Source organism: Streptococcus sp. 20925_1_69, from assembly GCF_041432365.1.
Taxonomy (GTDB): Bacteria; Bacillota; Bacilli; order Lactobacillales; family Streptococcaceae; genus Streptococcus.
The window spans coordinates 140,674-162,046 of the sequence record NZ_JAPVZL010000001.1; the positions used below are offsets into that span (position 1 = coordinate 140,674).

Sequence of the window (21,373 nt, forward strand, 5' to 3'; positions counted from 1 at the left end):
AAATAAACGGAAGACATGGGATTCGAACCCACGCACGCTGTTACACGCCTACCGCGTTTCCAACACGGCCTCTTAAGCCTCTTGAGTAATCTTCCAATACTTACTCAAATAGTCTACCATAAAGGTTCTTATCTTGCAATTAAAAATTTTTGAAATGAGAAAAATGATAGAATTTGAAAGAAAATGATAAAAAATGTTTGACTTTAAAAGAAAGTGTGATAGAATGAATAGTGTAAACGATAACAGGAGGTGATTCAGTGTTAAAAACAGAGCGGAAGCAACTTATTTTAGAGGAGTTAAATCAACATCATGTAGTTTCTCTAGAGAAATTAGTTAGTTTGTTAGAAACGTCAGAATCAACGGTTCGAAGAGACTTGGATGAGTTAGAAGCAGAAAATAAGCTTCGTCGTGTACATGGTGGAGCAGAATTGCCTCACTCCTTGCAGGAAGAAGAAACTATTCAAGAAAAATCTGTCAAAAACCTTCAGGAGAAGAAGTTGCTGGCTCAGAAAGCAGCCTCTCTCATCAAGGAACAAGATGTCATCTTTATCGATGCTGGAACAACAACTGCTTTTTTGATCCATGAATTGGTTAATAAGAATATTACTGTTGTGACAAATTCGATTCACCATGCCGCACAGTTGGTTGAAAAGCAGATTCCAACTGTCATGGTTGGAGGAAGTGTCAAGATGGCAACAGATGCGAGCATCGGGGGAGTTGCTCTTAACCAGATTAACCAATTGCACTTTGACCGTGCCTTTATCGGGATGAATGGTGTGGACGATGGCTATTATACGACTCCTGATATGGAGGAGGGGGCTGTGAAGCGTGCTATTTTAGAGAATGCCAAACAGACCTATGTCTTGGTGGATTCGTCTAAAATTGGACAAACTTGCTTTGCCAAGGTAGCACCACTCAAGCGAGCTATTGTTATCACAAGCCAAGGGCATGATCTCTTGCAGGCTATTAAGGAGAAAACGGAGGTAATAGAAGTATGATTTATACAGTCACACTCAATCCATCCATTGACTATATTGTTCGTTTGGACCAAGTCCAAGTCGGTAGTGTCAATCGTATGGACAGTGATGATAAGTTTGCTGGTGGGAAAGGAATCAATGTCAGTCGTGTCTTGAAACGTTTGGATATTTCAAATACAGCGACGGGATTTATCGGTGGCTTTACTGGTAAATTTATCACAGATACTCTGGCAGAAGAGCAAATTGAAACACGCTTTGTTCAAGTGGCAGAAGATACTCGTATCAATGTTAAGATTAAAGCGGACCAAGAAACAGAAATCAACGGAACGGGTCCAACTGTTGAACCGGCTCAGTTAGAAGAATTGAAAGCTATTTTGTCTAGTTTAACTGCAGATGATACAGTTGTCTTTGCGGGTTCAAGTGCTAAAAATCTAGGCAATGTCATCTATAAGGATTTGATTGCCTTGACACGCAAGACTGGTGCGCAAGTTGTTTGTGACTTTGAAGGACAGACCTTGATTGATAGTTTGGACTATCAGCCACTTTTGGTCAAACCAAACAATCATGAACTTGGAGCGATTTTTGGGGTTAAACTCGAAAGTTTAGATGAAATTGAGAAATACGCTCGTGAGTTACTGGCTAAAGGCGCTCAAAACGTCATTATCTCTATGGCTGGCGACGGTGCCCTTCTTGTCACATCTGAGGGAGCTTACTTTGCTAAACCAATCAAGGGAACTGTGAAAAATTCAGTTGGAGCTGGTGATTCTATGGTAGCTGGATTCACAGGTGAATTTGTCAAATCCAAAGACGCGGTAGAAGCCTTCAAATGGGGAGTGGCTTGTGGAACGGCAACCACCTTCTCAGATGACTTGGCAACAGCGGACTTTATTAAAGAAACATATGAAAAAGTTGAGGTAGAAAAACGATGAAAATTCAAGATCTATTGAGAAAAGATGTCATGTTGCTGGATTTGCAAGCAACTGAAAAAACTGCTGTCATAGAAGAGATGATTAAAAGTCTGGTAGATCACGGTTATGTGACAGATTTTGAAACTTTTAAAGAAGGAATTTTAGCGCGTGAAGCTTTGACTTCTACTGGTTTGGGTGACGGAATCGCAATGCCTCACAGTAAAAATGCTGCCGTCAAAGAAGCGACTGTTCTCTTTGCTAAGTCAAACAAGGGTGTTGACTATGAGAGCTTAGATGGGCAAGCAACTGACCTCTTCTTTATGATTGCAGCTCCAGAAGGTGCCAATGATACTCACTTGGCAGCATTGGCAGAATTGTCTCAATACTTGATGAAAGACGGTTTTGCTGACAAACTTCGCCAAGCAACATCAGCTGACCAAGTCATTGAGCTTTTTGACCAAGCTTCAGAAAAAACTGAGGAACCTGTTCAAGCGCCTGCAAATGAAACTGGTGACTTTATCGTAGCTGTTACAGCTTGTACGACAGGTATTGCCCACACTTACATGGCCCAAGAAGCCCTTCAAAAAGTGGCTGCTGAAATGGGTGTTGGAATTAAGGTGGAAACCAACGGAGCTAGCGGTGTTGGTAACCAACTAACTGCTGAGGACATCCGCAAGGCTAAAGCTGTTATCATCGCTGCAGACAAGGCGGTTGAAATGGATCGTTTCGATGGCAAACCATTGATTAATCGTCCAGTTGCTGACGGTATCCGCAAGACAGAAGAGTTGATCAACTTGGCTCTTTCTGGAGATGCTGAAGTCTACCGTGCTGCTAATGGAGCCAAAGCCGCAACAACCTCTAACGAAAAACAAAGTCTTGGTGGTGCCTTCTACAAACACTTGATGAGTGGTGTCTCTCAAATGTTGCCATTCGTTATCGGTGGTGGTATCATGATTGCCCTTGCCTTCTTGATTGACGGTGCTTTGGGTGTTCCGAATGAAAACCTTGGTAATCTTGGTTCTTACCATGAGTTAGCTTCTATGTTCATGAAAATTGGTGGTGCAGCCTTTGGATTGATGCTCCCAGTCTTTGCAGGTTATGTTGCCTACTCTATCGCTGAAAAACCAGGTTTGGTAGCAGGTTTCGTGGCTGGTGCTATTGCCAAAGAAGGTTTTGCATTTGGTAAAATTCCTTATGCTGCAGGTGGTGAAGCAACTTCAACTCTTGCAGGTGTCTCATCTGGTTTCCTAGGTGCCCTTGTTGGTGGATTTATTGCAGGTGCTTTGGTTCTTGCTATCAAGAAATACGTTAAAGTTCCTCGTTCACTTGAAGGTGCTAAATCAATCCTTCTCTTACCACTTCTTGGAACAATCTTGACTGGATTTGTCATGCTAGCTGTTAACATCCCAATGGCAGCAATCAACACTGCTATGAATGACTTCCTAGGCGGTCTTGGAGGAGGTTCAGCTGTCCTTCTTGGTATCGTCCTTGGTGGAATGATGGCTGTTGACATGGGTGGACCAGTAAACAAAGCGGCTTATGTTTTTGGTACAGGTACGCTTGCAGCAACTGTTTCTTCAGGTGGTTCTGTAGCCATGGCAGCAGTTATGGCTGGAGGAATGGTGCCACCACTTGCAATCTTTGTTGCAACGCTTCTTTTTAAAGATAAATTTACTAAAGAAGAACGTAACTCTGGTCTGACAAACATCATCATGGGCTTGTCATTTATTACTGAGGGAGCAATTCCATTTGGTGCCGCTGACCCAGCTCGTGCGATTCCAAGCTTCATCCTTGGTTCAGCAGTAGCAGGTGGCCTCGTTGGTCTTACTGGTATTAAACTCATGGCGCCACACGGAGGAATCTTCGTTATCGCCCTTACTTCAAATGCTCTCCTTTACCTCGTTTCTGTCTTGGTAGGAGCAATCGTAAGTGGTGTAGTCTATGGTTACCTACGCAAACCACAAGCATAAAACTTAGATAGAAAAATGAAAAGATTGGACCGTTTGGTGCAGTCTTTTTCTCTTTCCGAAATGCCTGTGAAATATGGTATAATAGTAGAATGGCAAACAAGAATACAAGTAAAACAAGACGGAGACCGTCTAAAGCAGAACTCGAAAGAAAAGAAGCGATTCAACGAATGTTGATTTCCTTGGGAATCGCGCTTTTATTGATTTTCGCAGCCTTTAAATTAGGGGCTGCAGGTATCACTCTTTACAATTTAATCCGCTTGCTGGTGGGTAGCCTAGCCTATCTGGCAATATTTGGACTTTTGGTCTATCTCTTCTTTTTCAAGTGGATACGAAAACAGGAAGGGCTCCTATCAGGCTTTTTCACCATATTTGCAGGTTTACTCTTGATTTTTGAGGCCTACTTAGTTTGGAAATATGACTTGGACAAGTCTGTTCTAAAGGGAACCATGGCTCAGGTTATGACGGATTTGACTGGTTTTCGAACGACCAGTTTTGCTGGAGGTGGCTTGATTGGGGTCGCTCTTTATATGCCAACCGCCTTTCTTTTTTCAAATATCGGTACTTACTTTATTGGTTCTATCTTGATTTTAGCAGGCGCTCTCCTAATCAGTCCTTGGTCTGTTTATGATATTGCTGAATGTTTCAGTAGAGGATTTGCCAAATGGAGAGAAGGACATGAGCGTCGAAAAGAGGAACGCTTTGTTAAACAAGAAGAAAAAGCTCGTCAAAAGGCTGAGGAAGAGGCTAGATTAGAACAAGAAAAGGCTGAAAAAGCCTTACTCGATTTGCCTCCTGTTGATATGGAAACGGGTGAAATTCTGACAGAAGGTGTTGTGCTTGACGTTCCACCCATTCCAGAAGAAGAGTGGGTGGAACCAGAAATCATCCTGCCTCAAGCTGAACTTGAATTCCCTGAACAGGAAGATGGCTCTGAAGATGAAGATGTTCAGGTCGATTTTTCAGCAAAGGAAGCCCTCGAATACAAACTTCCAAGCTTACAACTCTTTGCCCCTGATAAACCTAAAGACCAGTCTAAAGAGAAGAAAATCGTTCGAGAAAATATCAAAATCCTAGAAGAAACCTTTGCTAGCTTTGGTATCAAGGTAACAGTTGAACGGGCTGAAATTGGGCCATCAGTGACCAAGTATGAAGTCAAGCCAGCAGTTGGAGTACGGGTCAATCGCATTTCCAATCTCGCAGATGACCTCGCTCTAGCCTTGGCAGCCAAGGATGTCCGAATCGAAGCACCCATTCCTGGAAAATCCTTAGTCGGAATCGAAGTACCTAACTCTGAGATTGCCACTGTATCTTTCCGTGAACTATGGGAACAATCTCAAACGAAAGCAGAAAATCTCTTGGAAATTCCTTTAGGGAAGGCTGTTAATGGAACCGCAAGAACATTTGATCTCTCCAAGATGCCCCACTTGCTAGTTGCAGGTTCAACGGGTTCAGGGAAGTCAGTAGCTGTTAATGGCATTATTGCTAGCATTCTCATGAAGGCGAGACCAGACCAAGTTAAGTTTATGATGGTCGATCCCAAGATGGTTGAGTTATCTGTTTACAATGATATTCCCCACCTCTTGATTCCAGTCGTGACCAATCCACGCAAAGCCAGTAAGGCTCTGCAAAAGGTTGTGGATGAAATGGAAAATCGTTATGAACTCTTTGCCAAGGTGGGAGTTCGGAATATTGCAGGCTTTAATGCCAAGGTAGAAGAGTTCAATGCCCAGTCTGAGTACAAGCAGATTCCGTTGCCGCTCATTGTTGTGATTGTGGATGAGTTGGCTGACCTTATGATGGTGGCCAGCAAGGAAGTAGAAGATGCCATTATCCGTTTGGGGCAGAAGGCGCGTGCTGCCGGCATCCACATGATTCTTGCAACCCAGCGTCCATCCGTTGATGTCATCTCTGGTCTGATCAAGGCCAATGTTCCTTCTCGTGTCGCTTTCGCGGTTTCATCAGGGACAGACTCCCGTACTATCTTGGATGAAAATGGAGCAGAAAAATTACTTGGTCGAGGAGACATGCTCTTTAAACCGATTGATGAAAATCATCCAGTTCGTCTGCAAGGATCCTTTATCTCGGATGACGATGTCGAACGCATCGTAAACTTCATCAAGGCTCAGGCTGATGCGGACTACGATGAGAGTTTTGATCCGGGAGAAGTTTCTGAAAATGACGGAGAATTTTCAGATGGTGAATCTGGTGGTGATCCTCTCTTTGAAGAAGCTAAAGCTCTAGTCATTGAGACCCAGAAAGCCAGTGCATCTATGATTCAGCGTCGTTTATCAGTTGGATTTAACCGTGCGACCCGTCTCATGGAAGAGCTTGAGATGGCAGGTGTCATTGGTCCAGCTGAAGGTACCAAGCCAAGAAAAGTATTGCAACAATAAATTTCTCTCTTATACGGAAATGTGAACCTGACGTGATTTGAAGAGGTTTTTGAAGCGGATTATCTATGATGTATAATTAATTGAATCTAAAATAGTACGAAACGACTTTTAAAGCATGAAATTGATTTGAATTCCCTAATAAATTTGTTCACATTTTATTCAAACACTATATCAAGCTGAAACAGATTTAGAATTTCTTTTAGATATATGAAGACTCCCCTTATAGTTTCTAGTGAATATTTGTTTTTCACTAGAAACTATAAGGGGAGCTTTTGTACTCATGTATGAGATAGATTTCTTTTTTTGTTTTATTAAGCTACATAGCTCACTTTTCAGCAGGAATCAGCTATTGTATTCGCTAGCTGTTAGCTGACATCAATTCACTACTGTTTAAAATTTTGAGAGTTCTGCAGTTTTTGAGTTCAGTTTCTGTTTATTCACCAAAGAAAAATGGAGGGGCGAACCGTTTCAGATCTTCAAAGCAATGTTGGGCTGCCTCTGCATCTTCACAGATGACAAGGCAGACATCATCACCACAGAGGGTAGCGATAGCATCAGGGAAACTCAAAGCATCAATGATAGAACCAAATGATTGAGCCAGTCCAGGAAGGGTTTTTAGTAGGACTTGGTGTTGAACTGGGCGCATCAAGACAAGGGCATCTTCCATGTAGAGTTCGAGGCGTTTTTCCCATTTTGAGATAGAACCTGTATTGAGCACATAGTAAGAGTTATCTTCTTCTCGTACTTTTGAGAGGTTCATACTTTTAATATCTCTCGAAAGTGTCGCTTGTGTAACTTGAATATCATTATCAGCAAGAAGAGATTGCAACTCAGCTTGTGTGTGAATCTTATTTTTCGTTACAAGAGCTCGTATGAGTTGGTGTCGATGTTCAGATTTATTCATAATAATTTAACTCCTTTTTTAGTGAGGTAGGATAAGTGTAGACTGTTCAAGATCGACAGTCAGCTGGTAAGCGGTATTGTCACGTATGGTGATTTCAAAGTCAGTAGTATAGAGGACTAAACGAAGAGTATCTCCTTCTTGTAACTTGTAAATAGTCGGTTGCAGTTCAAATTGGATATCCATCCATTCATCTGCAGTAATATCCTCTACCAACAGTAAATCATTTCTATTTTGTAAATTGAGATAGCCTTTTGTCACGACTCGTTGCGCATTTTCACGAAATGGCAATTCACAGAGATTTTCTAACATGTGGTAGCGACCGTTGTCAATGGTTCTAGCACTTAAAACAGCTGGATAAGGTTGTAGATATTTCTTTTGTCCATTTTCCAGTAGTTGGGCTGATAAGAGCCCCTTGTTTGTGCTGGATTTGATACGTAGATTGAGCTGAGCGCGACCGTTCAGGTGGAGATCTTTAGTTATAGGAAAGTCAATAGTAATCTGATTGACTTTCCCTTGATAGAGTTCTGTATTGAAGGTCTGGTATGTCTTACCATAGCGTTCAAAATCCTTATCTGAGTATTGGTTTTGAATGACTTTCTCTTCTTGACCAAGTGAGAAGGATTCAAAGCTTTCTTGCCCACCGAAGTTATCAAGTGATAACCAAGTCTGAGGGGCTGTATTGTCCTGCCAGATAACAGTAGGAAGTTGGAAATCTGTATCTTGTCCCAGTAATTTCTTTGTCAACAAAGCATTCATGGACTCACGGAAGTCAATGGATTGCCAGTTGTTCATATAAACATGGGCACCATTATGGAAAAAGAGATGCTTATTGATATGAGATGGAAGAGCATGGAACATCTGGTAAACATGAAGTGGTTTGACATTCCAATCCTGTGAACCGTGGGTAAAAACAACCTCTGCTTTTACCTTATGGGCATTGAGCAGATAGTTGCGGTCATGCCAAAACTGGTTATAGTCGCCGGTCTTGCGATCCAGTTGCTCTTTTACTTTTTCTAAGTCAGCTTGGTGAGCTTCATTGCCACGGATATAGTCGCTAGCCAAGAGATTACGAGAATAGGTTAACTCAGCAAGGGAGTCAAAATCCTCACCTGGATAGCCACCTGGGCTAGTCACCAGACCGTTTTCACGGTAGTAGTTGTACCATGAAGAAATGCCAGCCTCAGCAATGATAACCTCTAAACCATCGACGCCTGTAGTCGCAAGACCATTGGACATGGTTCCAAGATAGGAAAGTCCAGTTGTGGCAACTTTTCCGTTTGACCAGTCAGCCTTGACTTGACGCTGGCGCGTGTGATCAGTAAAGGCACGACAACGACCATTGAGCCAGTCAATGACATTTTTATAAGCTTCGATTTGTTGGTAGTTTCCGTTAGTCATGAAACCTGTGGAGTCTTTGGTACCAACACCTGAGACATAGAGATTAGCAAAGCCTCGTGGAAGGAAGTAGTCGTTGAGACTATAGCTAGCGTTGATGTGCGTTAGCTTTTCCTCAGCTTCTGACACAAACTCAGCTTGATCATGAGCTTGGACGAGATTTAGTTGAGGTTCCTCTAGCTCGATCTTGTGAGCAGGCTTCACTTCAAGCTTGCCTTCCATCTTGTAGAGAGCCTTATCGCTTGCCTTGTCATTTGTTCCCTGATGATAAGGACTGGCTGTCATGATGGCAGGGATTTGTCCCTCATAACGTGGACGAATAATGCTAACCTTGACTAAGTCTGGTAGACCTTTTTGATCAGTATCGACACGAGACTCAACGTAGACCACTTCTCGAATAACATCATGGCTGGAAAAAGTTGCTAAACTCTTGCCGTTAAAGTAGTGGTAGTCATTATCCTCCGGAATAAGACCATCACTAACAAGTTGGTCGATAAGAGTATTTCCCTTTTTGGTGCGAGTATTGAGCAACTGATAAAGATTTTCAATCAAGTCATCATATATAATGGGAAATCCAGTTTCTTTACGAAAAACGTCACTATCTTCGAAGTCAACCAAATAAGAAAAGCCTAAAAGTTGAAAAGCAACAGTATAAAAAATATCTGCTGTCAGTTCATCTTCTGATTGAAAAAATGTCAGCAGGTCTGTTTTTTTATCAGCTGCTAGGATGGAAAGTGGGTAGTTGGTGTCTTGATAAGTGAAAAAGAAACGACTTAGAAAAGACTCCAACATCTTTTTATTTGTTGACTCAGATGGAAAATCAAATCCATACTTTTTTAATTCATATAAAATAGTATCTCTTGGAAGTGATAAATAGCTGAATTGATTAAAGCGCATAAAACCTCCTTGTAAAATAATAATTAAGGTTATTATATCAAAAAAATAGGAGAAAGGGAATTATTAAATGAGAAAGAAATTAATTAAAGAATAATGAATATTATTTATATGAAAAACAGGTACAACTCTATAGTTCAAAACAAGTTATCATAGTAAATAGATTGACTGGATGTGTCTTTCTATTTTAAAAGATATATTCACTTCTTGGGATAAAAAAGTAAAAAAATTACCGGATCATTTGATTCTTTAAATGTATTTTTGCTTTTTTCGTTCAAAAAATTTTACTTTAAGGATAAAATAGAGATAGGAGTCATTGCTTTTGTCTTTCTCTTTTTGAAAATGGTATAATATAGTGAGAACGATAGAGGAGAAGTGTAAATTGATCGCACAACTAGATACAAAAACAGTTTATAGTTTTATGGAGAGCGTTATTTCGATAGACAAGTATGTGAGAGCAGCTAAAGACTATGGCTACACTCATCTGGCTATGATGGATATTGATAACCTTTATGGGGCTTTCGACTTTCTAGAGATTACAAAAAAATACGGCATTTATCCTTTACTAGGGCTTGAAATGACTCTTTTAGTGGATGAGAAGGAAGTGAATTTGCGCTTTTTAGCTTTATCTAGTGTGGGCTATCAGCAGTTGATGAAGCTTTCAACAGCCAAGATGCAGGGGGAGAAAACATGGTCAGTCCTGTCCCAGTATCTGGAGGATGTTGCGGTCATTGTGCCTTATTTTGATGGACTGGAGTCGTTGGAACTAGGCTGTGATTACTATATTGGAGTTTATCCAGAAACACTGACCAGCGAATTTCATCATCCTATTTTACCCCTATATCGGGTCAATGCCTTTGAAAGCAGGGATAGAGAAGTTTTACAAGTGTTAACAGCTATTAAAGAAAATATCCCCCTCAGAGAAGTTCCCTTGAGCTCATGCCAAGATGTCCTTATATCGGCAAGTTCTTTAGAGAAACTATTCCAAGAACGTTTTCCTCAAGCCTTGGACAATTTAGAAAAACTTATTTCAGGTATTTATTATGATTTGGATACTAGTCTGAAACTGCCTCGCTTTAATCCAGCGCGACCAGCAGTAGAAGAGTTGAGAGAACGTGCTGAATTGGGACTAGCTCAGAAGGGGTTGACTAGTAAAGAATATCAAGACCGTCTAGATCAAGAATTGGCTGTTATTCATGATATGGGCTTTGATGATTATTTCTTGGTTGTCTGGGATTTGTTGCGTTTTGGACGTTCAAATGGCTACTATATGGGAATGGGACGGGGTTCTGCAGTCGGTAGTTTGGTGTCCTATGCCTTGGATATCACAGGGATTGACCCGGTAGAGAAAAATCTGATTTTTGAACGTTTCCTCAATCGTGAACGCTATACCATGCCTGATATTGATATTGATATTCCTGATATTTATCGTCCAGATTTTATCAGATATGTTGGCAATAAATATGGCAGTAAACATGCGGCTCAGATCGTTACTTTTTCTACCTTTGGGGCCAAGCAAGCTCTTCGTGATGTCTTGAAACGCTTTGGCGTGCCAGAGTATGAATTATCTGCAATTACTAAGAAAATCAGTTTTCGTGATAATCTCAAGTCAGCCTATGAGAGGAATCTCCAGTTTCGTCAGCAAATCAATAGTAAGTTAGAATACCAAAAAGCCTTTGAAATTGCCTGCAAGATTGAGGGTTATCCAAGACAAACCTCTGTCCATGCAGCTGGTGTTGTCATTAGTGACCAAGATTTGACCAACTACATCCCTCTAAAGCATGGTGATGAAATTCCATTGACTCAATATGATGCTTATGGAGTTGAAGCTAGTGGACTTTTGAAAATGGACTTTCTGGGATTACGAAATTTGACCTTTGTCCAGAAGATGCAAGAGTTGCTTGCTGAAACAGAAGGTGTTAAGATAGCTATCAACGAGATTGATTTGGAAGACAAAGAAACATTAGCTTTATTTGCCTCTGGAAATACAAAAGGTATCTTTCAATTTGAGCAACCTGGAGCTATTCGCTTGCTAAAACGTGTGCAACCAGTCTGTTTTGAAGATGTCGTAGCAACTACTTCCCTAAATCGGCCAGGTGCTAGTGACTATATCAATAATTTTGTGGCAAGAAAGCATGGGCAGGAAGAAGTGACTGTTCTAGATCCAGCTCTGGAGGATATTTTGGCTCCAACTTACGGCATTATGCTCTATCAGGAGCAGGTTATGCAGGTTGCTCAGCGATTTGCTGGATTTAGTCTCGGAAAGGCCGATATTTTGCGTCGGGCTATGGGGAAAAAGGATGCCTCTGCCATGCATGAGATGAGAGCATCCTTTATCCAAGGAGCATTAGGAGCTGGCCATACTGCGGAAAAGGCAGAGCAGGTCTTTGATGTTATGGAGAAGTTTGCAGGTTATGGTTTTAACCGTTCTCATGCCTATGCATACTCAGCCTTGGCTTTCCAGTTGGCCTATTTCAAAACACATTATCCAGCAATTTTTTATCAGGTTATGTTGAATTTTGCAAACAGTGATTACTTAATAGATGCACTTGAAGCAGGCTTTGAAGTGGCGCCTCTATCCATCAACACCATTCCCTATCACGATAAAATTACAAACAGGGCCATCTATCTAGGATTGAAATCGATTAAGGGAGTCAGCAATGATTTGGCTCTATGGATTCTTGAAAATAGACCCTATTCCAACATTGAAGATTTTGTAGCTAAATTACCTGAGAATTATCTGAAACTTACTCTGCTAGAACCTTTGGTAAAAGTTGGTCTTTTTGATTCATTTGAAAAAAATCGTCAAAAAGTATTCAATAATTTAGTTAATCTATTTGAATTTGTAAAAGAGTTAGGAAGTTTGTTTGGAGATACTATTTATAGTTGGCAGGAATCGGAAGATTGGACAGATCAAGAAAAATTCTATATGGAACAAGAGCTCTTAGGGATAGGTGTCAGCAAACACCCACTGCAAGCTATTGCAAGTAAGGCTATTTACCCAATTACACCAATCGGAAATTTGTCAGAAAATAGTCACTCAATTATATTGGTTGAAGTTCAAAAAATAAAAGTAATTCGTACCAAAAAGGGTGAAAATATGGCTTTCTTACAGGTAGATGATAGTAAGAAAAAATTGGATGTCACTCTCTTTTCAGACTTATATCGACAGGTTGGACAGGAAGTAAAAGAGGGAGCCTTCTACTATATAAAAGGAAAAATCCAGTCACGTGATGGTCGTCTGCAAATGATTGCACAAGAAATAAGAGAAGCAGTTGCTGAACGCTTTTGGATACAGGTGAAGAATCATGATTCGGATCAAGAAATTTCACGTATTTTAGACCAATATAAAGGCCAAATCCCAGTCATCATCAGGTATGAAGAGGAACAGAAAACAATCGTTTCTCCCCATCATTTTGTAGCTAAATCCAATGAATTAGAAGCGAAGTTGAATGAAATCGTTATGAAAACGATTTATCGCTAAAAATACGGAAAATAGAAGAATTTTAAAATCAAATGTGGTATAATCAATAAGAATGTTAAAAGAAAAAGGAGCATAACCAATATGAAACGTATTGCTGTTTTGACTAGTGGTGGAGACGCCCCTGGTATGAACGCTGCTATCCGCGCAGTTGTTCGTCAAGCAATTTCAGAAGGAATGGAAGTTTTTGGTATCTATGATGGATATGCTGGTATGGTTGCTGGTGAAATTCATCCCCTAGATGCAGCTTCAGTAGGAGATATCATTTCTCGTGGTGGTACTTTCCTTCACTCAGCTCGCTATCCAGAGTTCGCTCAACTTGAAGGGCAACTTAAAGGGATTGAGCAATTGAAAAAACACGGAATTGAAGGTGTAGTTGTTATCGGTGGTGACGGATCTTACCACGGCGCTATGCGTTTGACTGAACATGGCTTCCCAGCTATCGGTCTTCCAGGTACAATCGATAACGATATCGTTGGTACTGACTTTACAATCGGTTTTGACACAGCGGTTACAACTGCTATGGATGCTATCGATAAGATTCGTGATACATCATCAAGTCACCGTCGTACTTTTGTTATTGAAGTTATGGGACGTAACGCTGGTGATATCGCTCTTTGGGCTGGTATTGCAACTGGTGCTGATGAAATCATCATTCCTGAAGAAGGATTTAAGATTGAAGATATCGTAGAAAGCATTAAATGTGGTTATGAGTGTGGTAAAAAACACAATATCATCGTCTTGGCAGAAGGTGTTATGTCAGCAGCTGAATTTGGTAAAAAACTAAAAGAAGCAGGAGATACAAGCGACCTTCGTGTGACAGAACTTGGACATATTCAACGTGGTGGTTCTCCAACTGCGCGTGACCGTGTATTGGCGTCACGTATGGGTGCGCATGCTGTTAAACTTCTTAAAGAAGGTATCGGTGGTGTTGCGGTTGGTATCCGTAACGAAAAAATGGTTGAAAATCCAATTCTTGGTACTGCAGAAGAAGGAGCATTGTTTAGCCTTACTGCAGAAGGTAAGATTGTGGTTAACAACCCACACAAAGCCGATATTGAGCTATCTAGCTTGAATAAGAGCTTGTCATAATTTACAATTTAGTTAATAAGACCAAAAAGGTCATATATATAAAGGAGTCACAAAAATCATGAACAAACGTGTAAAAATCGTTGCAACTTTGGGTCCTGCGGTAGAAATCCGTGGTGGTAAAAAATTCGGTGAGGACGGATACTGGGGTGAAAAACTTGATGTTGAAGCTTCAGCTAAAAACATTGCTAAATTGATTGAAGCTGGTGCTAACACATTCCGTTTCAACTTCTCACACGGTGACCACCAAGAACAAGGTGAGCGTATGGCAACTGTTAAACTTGCTGAAAAACTTGCAGGTAAAAAAGTTGGTTTCCTTCTTGATACAAAAGGACCAGAAATCCGTACAGAATTGTTTGAAGGTGAAGCTAAAGAGTATTCATACAAAACAGGTGAAAAAATCCGTGTTGCAACTAAACAAGGAATCAAATCAACTCGTGAAGTGATTGCATTGAACGTTGCTGGTGCTCTTGATATCTATGATGATGTTGAAGTTGGTCGTCAAGTTTTGGTTGACGATGGTAAACTTGGTCTTCGTGTGGTTGCTAAAGATGACGCAACTCGTGAATTTGAAGTTGAAGTTGAAAACGATGGTATCATCGCTAAACAAAAAGGTGTGAACATTCCTAACACTAAAATTCCTTTCCCAGCTCTTGCTGAACGCGATAACGACGATATCCGTTTCGGTCTTGAACAAGGTATCAACTTCATCGCTATTTCATTCGTACGTACTGCAAAAGACGTGAACGAAGTTCGTGCAATCTGTGAAGAAACTGGAAACGGACACGTTCAATTGTTCGCTAAAATCGAAAACCAACAAGGTATCGATAACTTGGATGAAATCATTGAAGCAGCTGATGGTATCATGATCGCTCGTGGTGACATGGGTATCGAAGTACCATTCGAAATGGTTCCAGTTTACCAAAAAATGATTATCACTAAAGTCAATGCTGCAGGTAAAGTTGTTATCACTGCAACAAACATGCTTGAAACAATGACTGAAAAACCACGTGCAACTCGTTCAGAAGTATCAGACGTATTTAACGCTGTTATCGACGGAACTGATGCTACAATGCTTTCAGGTGAGTCTGCAAACGGTAAATACCCACTTGAGTCAGTAACTACAATGGCTACAATCGATAAGAACGCTCAAACTCTTCTTAACGAATACGGACGTTTGAACTCAGATTTATTCGAACGTAACTCTAAGACAGAAGTAATGGCTTCAGCTGTCAAAGATGCTACTAACTCAATGGACATTAAATTGGTTGTAACTCTTACTAAGACAGGTCATACTGCACGTTTGATCTCTAAATACCGTCCAAATGCTGATATCTTGGCATTGACATTCGACGAATTGACAGAACGTGGTTTGATGTTGAACTGGGGTGTTATCCCAATGTTGACAGATGCTCCATCATCAACTGATGATATGTTTGAAATTGCTGAACGTAAAGCAGTTGAAGCAGGTCTAGTAGAATCTGGTGACGATATCGTTATTGTTGCTGGTGTACCAGTTGGAGAAGCTGTACGTACAAACACAATGCGTATCCGTACAGTACGTTAATTAATAGAAAAATAGCCTATCATATCAAGCTTTCTAGCCTGTATGATGGTTTTTTTTGTATATGAGCAAAGTTTTTACTTTTGATTTAATGTAACTGTAGCTAAAGAGTAAATCGTTGCGTGTTCCATACTTTTTGTGATGTGAGTATAAATCCGATTGCTAGTCTTAGGGTCTTCATGCCCAAGCTATGACATGATAACTTTTAAAGGGATGTGGTTTTTTGAACGAAAGTTTCATAAAATGTTTAGTTCTTATAGTGAATTGCAGCTAGAATAGTACGCCGTGGCTGCTAAAACATTTCTAGAAGTTAATTTGTTCATATCTTATTTCAATCTACTATAATACAGAAAAAAACAACTCCCTGATGATCAAGGAGTTGTATATGGCTAAATTAGTTTTTAGAAGCTTCTTGGAATTCTGGGTTTTTCCATGCTTCGTCAATGATAGCTTGCAATTCTTTAGCAGATGCTTGCATTTTTTGAGTTTCTGCGTCGTTCAATGGAATGTTTACTGGACGAACGATACCATGTGCACCAACAACAGCTGGTTGACCGATAAAGACATTCTTAACTCCGTATTGACCTTCTTGGAATACTGAAAGTGGAAGTACTGCGTTTTCGTCGTCAAGGATTGCTTTAGTGATACGAGCAAGGGCTACTGCGATACCGTAGTATGTTGCACCTTTTTTGTTGATGATTGTGTAGGCTGCATCACGAACACCTTCGAACAATTCAATCAATTCAGCTTCTTGAACATTTTGAGTGTCTTTGAGGAATTCTTCAAGGTTTACACCAGCGATGTTTGCGTGTGACCAAACAGCGAACTCAGAGTCACCGTGTTCACCCATGATATATGCGTGAACTGAACGAGCATCTACATCCAATTTTTCAGCAAGTGCTTGACGGAAACGAGCTGAGTCAAGTGAAGTACCTGAACCGATAACGCGTTCTTTAGGGAAACCAGAGAATTTCCAAGTTGAGTAAGTCAAAACGTCAACTGGGTTAGCAGCAACAAGGAAGATACCTTTGAAACCTGATTCAACAACTTGAGTTACGATTGATTTGTTGATAGCAAGGTTTTTACCTACAAGGTCAAGACGAGTTTCACCTGGTTTTTGAGGCGCACCTGCAGTGATCACAACAAGGTCAGCGTCTGCACAGTCAGAGTATTGAGCTGCATAGATTTTTTTAGGTGAAGTGAAGGCAAGTGCGTGACTAAGGTCAAGTGCGTCACCAACAGCTTTTTCATGCAATTGTGGAATTTCGATAATTCCAAGCTCTTGTGCAATTCCTTGATTAACAAGTGCAAAAGCGTAAGATGAACCTACAGCACCATCTCCGACAAGGATAACTTTTTTGTGTTGTTTAGTTGAAGTCATTGTTCTAAACATCTCCTTAATTTTATTCAGGGATTTCCCCAGTTATTTTAATTCTATCACTTTTAAAAAGCTTTGTCACGAATATGCCTTTCAGTTCTTGATGTAAACGTTTTAGTGGTTTAGAGACTGAAATAGATGGGAATTTATGGTATAATGTTGTTACTTACTAATTGTGAAATGAGGCATTTATTAATGCAGGATAAAAATTTAGTGAATGTCAATCTGACAAAGGAGATGAAGACGAGCTTTATCGATTACGCTATGAGTGTTATCGTAGCCCGGGCTCTTCCTGATGTTCGAGATGGCTTGAAACCTGTTCACCGTCGAATTCTCTACGGAATGAATGAATTGGGTGTTACTCCAGACAAACCCCATAAAAAATCTGCTCGTATTACAGGGGACGTCATGGGTAAATACCACCCACACGGGGATTCTTCTATCTATGAAGCCATGGTCCGCATGGCTCAATGGTGGAGCTACCGTTACATGCTTGTAGATGGGCATGGAAACTTTGGTTCCATGGATGGAGATGGTGCTGCCGCCCAGCGTTATACTGAGGCACGTATGAGCAAGATTGCTCTAGAAATGCTTCGAGATATCAATAAGAATACGGTTGATTTCGTCGATAACTATGATGCCAATGAACGCGAACCCTTGGTCTTGCCAGCTCGTTTTCCAAACCTTTTGGTCAATGGAGCTACTGGTATTGCGGTTGGGATGGCAACCAATATTCCACCTCATAACCTGGGTGAAACCATTGATGCAGTGAAGTTAGTCATGGACAATCCTGAAGTAACTACCAAGGACTTGATGGAAGTCTTGCCTGGTCCAGATTTTCCGACAGGTGCCCTTGTCATGGGGAAATCAGGAATTCATAAGGCTTATGAGACAGGTAAAGGTTCTATTGTCCTTCGTTCTCGTACTGAAATCGAAGAAACTAAGACAGGTCGTGAGCGCATCGTTGTAACGGAATTTCCTTATATGGTCAATAAAACAAAGGTGCATGAGCATATTGTTCGTTTGGTTCAGGAAAAACGCATTGAGGGCATCACAGCAGTACGTGATGAGTCAAACCGTGAAGGTGTTCGATTTGTTATCGAAGTCAAGCGAGATGCCTCTGCCAATGTTATTCTTAATAACCTTTTCAAGATGACCCAGATGCAAACCAACTTTGGTTTCAATATGCTTGCTATCCAAAATGGTGTGCCGAAGATTTTGTCCCTTCGTCAGATTTTAGATGCTTATATTGAGCACCAAAAAGAAGTGGTTGTTCGTCGTACTCGTTTTGATAAGGAAAAAGCAGAAGCGCGTGCTCATATTTTAGAAGGTCTCTTGATTGCGCTAGACCATATCGACGAAGTGATTCGTATCATCCGTGCTAGTGAAACAGATGCGGAAGCACAAGCTGAGTTGATGAGTAAGTTTAAGCTTTCTGAACGTCAAAGTCAGGCAATCCTTGATATGCGTCTTCGTCGTTTGACAGGTTTGGAACGTGATAAGATTCAGTCTGAATATGATGATCTCTTGGCTCTGATTGCGGATTTAGCAGATATTCTTGCTAATCCGGAACGTGTTTCTCAAATTATTAAAGATGAATTAGACGAAGTCAAGCGTAAGTTTGGCGACCAACGTCGTACTGAATTGATGGTCGGTGAAGTTTTGAGTCTTGAAGATGAAGATTTGATTGAAGAATCAGATGTCTTAATTACGCTTTCTAACAAGGGATACATCAAACGTCTGGACCAAGCTGAGTTTACTGCTCAAAAACGTGGTGGCCGCGGTGTTCAAGGAACAGGTGTTAAGGATGACGATTTTGTTCGTGAGTTAGTGTCGACTAGCACTCATGATCACCTACTCTTCTTTACAAATAAAGGACGTGTCTATCGCCTGAAAGGTTATGAAATTCCTGAGTATGGTCGGACGGCCAAAGGTCTACCAGTAGTTAATCTCTTGAAATTGGACGAAGGTGAAAGTATTCAGACGATTATCAATGTTGAGTCTGAACGTAGTGATGATGCTTATCTCTTCTTTACAACCCGTCACGGTATTGTGAAGAGAACCAGCGTTAAGGAATTTGCTAACATTCGTCAGAATGGTCTCAAGGCATTGAACCTCAAAGATGAAGATGAGTTGATTAATGTCTTGTTGACGGAAGAAAATACGGATATTATCATTGGTACCAAGTTTGGCTATGCAGTTCGCTTTAATCAATCAGCCGTTCGTGGCATGAGTCGTATCGCCACAGGTGTGAAAGGTGTGAATCTCCGTGAGGGAGATACAGTAGTTGGTGCTAGCGTAATTACTGATCAAGACGAGGTTCTTATCATCACAGAAAAAGGATATGGTAAGCGCACCGTTGCGACCGAATATCCAACTAAAGGTCGTGGTGGTAAAGGGATGAAGACGGCTAATGTAGCTGAGAAAAATGGTCCTCTATCAGGTCTTTTGACTGTAAAAGGTGATGAAGATTTGATGATTATCACTGATACAGGTGTCATGATTCGAACCAATGTTGCCAATATTTCACAAACAGGACGCTCAACTATGGGAGTTAAAGTAATGCGTCTGGATCAAGATGCTAAAATTGTGACCTTTACAACGGTTGCAGCGGCAGAAAAAGAAGAAGTTGGGACAGAAAACGAAACAGAAGGTGAAGCATAATGTCTCAAAAGAATAATAAGAAGAAAAACAAACGAAAAAATCTGCTGATAAATATCCTAGCAGGATTTCTGATACTACTATCAATTGCTTTGATTTTTAATGCTAAAATTCGTGATATCTTCATTGTTTGGAATACCAATAAATACCAAGTTAGTCAGGTATCAAAAGAAAAAATAGAAGAAAATCAGGATACAGAAGGAAATTTTGATTTTGATTCTGTCAAAGCTATCTCTTCTGAAGCTGTTCTAGCTTCTCAATGGGATGCTCAAAAATTACCAGTTATCGGCGGAATTGCTATTCCTGAATTAGAAATGAATCTTCCAATTTTTAAAGGTTTGAATAACGTAAATCTATATTATGGTGCTGGTACGATGAAGCGTGATCAAGTGATGGGAGAAGGAAACTATTCACTAGCTAGTCACCATATCTTTGGTGTTGATAATGCTAATAAAATGTTATTTTCTCCTTTAGATAATGCTAAAAATGGTATGAAGATTTATCTAACCGATAAAAATAAAGTTTATACCTATGAAATCCGTGAAGTCAAACGTGTGACACCGGATCGTGTTGATGAAGTTGATGATAGAGATGGGATAAATGAGATTACATTAGTAACCTGTGAAGACCTTGCTGCTACAGAACGTATTATTGTAAAAGGTGATTTGAAAGAAACAAAAGATTATTCACAAACATCGGATGAAGTCCTAACAGCCTTCAATCAACCATATAAACAATTTTATTAATACAAATCAGTGAAATCCTGGATTTCACTGATTTTTTTAAGATTTTCATAAAAATAAACTTTTATGAAATACAGAAAACGCTTCCTTAATTTTAAAGTTTGTGATATAATTATCATATAAAAAATTTTTAGGAGTTTATTATGGTTTCTTCAGAATTTATCTCAAAGATTGAATTTGCTTGCAAGAAGAAAGAAAGTCTTTATAGTCAAAGCAAATTAAAGTATGCGATTCGTTCCATGTTCGCAGGTGCATTTTTAACCTTCAGTACTGCCGCAGGTGCAGTTGGAGCTGACTTGATTAATAAAATTGCACCAGGTAGTGGACGCTTCCTCTTCCCATTTGTATTTGCTTGGGGATTGGCCTACATTGTTTTCTTGAATGCTGAGTTGGTAACATCAAACATGATGTTCTTAACTGCTGGTAGTTTCTTGAAAAAAATTTCTTGGAGAAAAACAGCTGAGATTTTACTTTACTGTACCTTGTTCAACCTTATCGGGGCTTTGATAGCAGGTTGGGGCTTTGCTCATTCGGCAGCCTATGCAAATCTGACTCACGATAGTTTCATCTCAGGTGTTGTTGAGATGAAGTTAGGCCGTTCCAATGAGCTAGTCTTACTTGAAGGTATTTTAGCAAATATTTTCGTAAATATTGCGATTCTTTCATTTGTTTTGGTGAAAGACGGTGGTGCCAAACTTTGGCTCGTTTTATCAGCAATTTACATGTTTGTATTTTTAACAAACGAGCACATTGCTGCGAACTTTGCTTCTTTTGCGATTGTAAAATTCAGTGTTGCAGCTGATTCAATTGCTAACTTCGGTGTTGGAAATATGCTTCGTCACTGGGGTGTAACCTTCATTGGTAACTTCATTGGTGGTGGTCTCTTGATGGGTCTTCCATACGCCTTCCTCAATAAAAACGAAGATACTTATGTAGATTAAGAAAATAAGCACGATTGAGTCGTGCTTTTTTCGTTTTTAAAATAAGGTAATAGCTATTTCTTATATCAAAATATA

The 21,373-nt window shown here is 40.2% G+C and carries 13 protein-coding genes and 1 tRNA gene; 10 read left to right on the plus strand and 4 right to left on the minus strand.

The genetic code is table 11. From position 1 onward, the window contains the following. Positions 1–7: 7 nt before the first annotated feature. A tRNA-Ser gene (locus tag O3601_RS00755) sits at positions 8–95 on the minus strand. A gap of 162 nt (positions 96–257) precedes the next feature. On the opposite strand from O3601_RS00755, the gene O3601_RS00760 reads away from it, so the two are divergent. The 4 genes from O3601_RS00760 to O3601_RS00775 all read left to right on the plus strand — a co-directional run bounded on the left by O3601_RS00760 (position 258) and on the right by O3601_RS00775 (position 6,248). Beyond that, positions 258–998 carry a DeoR/GlpR family DNA-binding transcription regulator gene (locus O3601_RS00760; RefSeq protein ID WP_166731264.1) on the plus strand — a complete coding sequence of 247 codons (741 nt, stop codon included), beginning with the start codon at positions 258–260 and terminating at the stop codon, positions 996–998. Further along, positions 995–1,906, plus strand: coding sequence for a 1-phosphofructokinase (gene pfkB / locus O3601_RS00765; RefSeq protein ID WP_173277717.1), 912 nt, complete (start codon positions 995–997; stop codon positions 1,904–1,906). The genes O3601_RS00760 and pfkB overlap by 4 nt, the downstream gene beginning before the upstream one ends. After that, the gene (locus O3601_RS00770; RefSeq protein WP_371470393.1) at positions 1,903–3,855 is read left to right on the plus strand and encodes a fructose-specific PTS transporter subunit EIIC; all 1,953 of its coding nucleotides are present in this window, start codon (positions 1,903–1,905) and stop codon (positions 3,853–3,855) included. The genes pfkB and O3601_RS00770 overlap by 4 nt, the downstream gene beginning before the upstream one ends. Positions 3,856–3,944: 89 nt before the next feature. Next, positions 3,945–6,248, plus strand: coding sequence for a DNA translocase FtsK (locus O3601_RS00775; protein ID WP_371470395.1), 2,304 nt, complete (start codon positions 3,945–3,947; stop codon positions 6,246–6,248). A gap of 433 nt (positions 6,249–6,681) precedes the next feature. Here O3601_RS00775 and O3601_RS00780 read toward each other — a convergent pair whose 3' ends face one another. Both O3601_RS00780 and O3601_RS00785 read right to left on the minus strand, forming a co-directional pair. Next, positions 6,682–7,152, minus strand: coding sequence for an arginine repressor (locus O3601_RS00780; protein WP_261024873.1), 471 nt, complete (start codon positions 7,150–7,152; stop codon positions 6,682–6,684). An 18-nt stretch (positions 7,153–7,170) separates the two neighbouring features. Then, on the minus strand, positions 7,171–9,444 hold the full coding sequence (locus tag O3601_RS00785; protein ID WP_371470398.1) for a Xaa-Pro dipeptidyl-peptidase: 2,274 nt from the start codon (positions 9,442–9,444) through the stop codon (positions 7,171–7,173). A gap of 379 nt (positions 9,445–9,823) precedes the next feature. Between O3601_RS00785 and O3601_RS00790 the strand changes: the two genes are divergently transcribed. From O3601_RS00790 to pyk, 3 genes are all read left to right on the plus strand, one after another. Continuing rightward, positions 9,824–12,925 (plus strand): DNA polymerase III subunit alpha, encoded by a 3,102-nt coding sequence (locus tag O3601_RS00790; RefSeq protein ID WP_371470400.1) that lies wholly within the window; start codon positions 9,824–9,826, stop codon positions 12,923–12,925. A gap of 81 nt (positions 12,926–13,006) precedes the next feature. Continuing rightward, positions 13,007–14,014 (plus strand): 6-phosphofructokinase, encoded by a 1,008-nt coding sequence (gene pfkA / locus O3601_RS00795; protein ID WP_000820862.1) that lies wholly within the window; start codon positions 13,007–13,009, stop codon positions 14,012–14,014. Positions 14,015–14,072: 58 nt separating this feature from the next. Next, on the plus strand, positions 14,073–15,578 hold the full coding sequence (gene pyk, locus O3601_RS00800) for a pyruvate kinase (RefSeq protein ID WP_261012427.1): 1,506 nt from the start codon (positions 14,073–14,075) through the stop codon (positions 15,576–15,578). Positions 15,579–15,969: 391 nt separating this feature from the next. On the opposite strand, the gene O3601_RS00805 is transcribed toward pyk, so the two are convergent. Then, complete coding sequence (locus tag O3601_RS00805; protein ID WP_023942623.1) at positions 15,970–16,956, minus strand: L-lactate dehydrogenase; 987 nt, start codon at positions 16,954–16,956, stop codon at positions 15,970–15,972. A 192-nt stretch (positions 16,957–17,148) separates the two neighbouring features. On the opposite strand from O3601_RS00805, the gene gyrA reads away from it, so the two are divergent. The 3 genes from gyrA (at position 17,149) to O3601_RS00820 (ending at position 21,298) form a co-directional block, all read left to right on the plus strand. Next, complete coding sequence (gene gyrA / locus O3601_RS00810) at positions 17,149–19,617, plus strand: DNA gyrase subunit A (RefSeq protein WP_371470403.1); 2,469 nt, start codon at positions 17,149–17,151, stop codon at positions 19,615–19,617. Further along, positions 19,617–20,360 carry a sortase SrtA gene (srtA, locus tag O3601_RS00815; RefSeq protein ID WP_371470405.1) on the plus strand — a complete coding sequence of 248 codons (744 nt, stop codon included), beginning with the start codon at positions 19,617–19,619 and terminating at the stop codon, positions 20,358–20,360. Before gyrA ends, srtA begins: the two co-directional genes overlap by 1 nt. Positions 20,361–20,500: 140 nt before the next feature. After that, a complete protein-coding gene (locus O3601_RS00820; RefSeq protein WP_000254792.1) occupies positions 20,501–21,298 on the plus strand; it encodes a formate/nitrite transporter family protein in 798 nt (265 codons plus the stop codon). Positions 21,299–21,373: the final 75 nt, after the last annotated feature.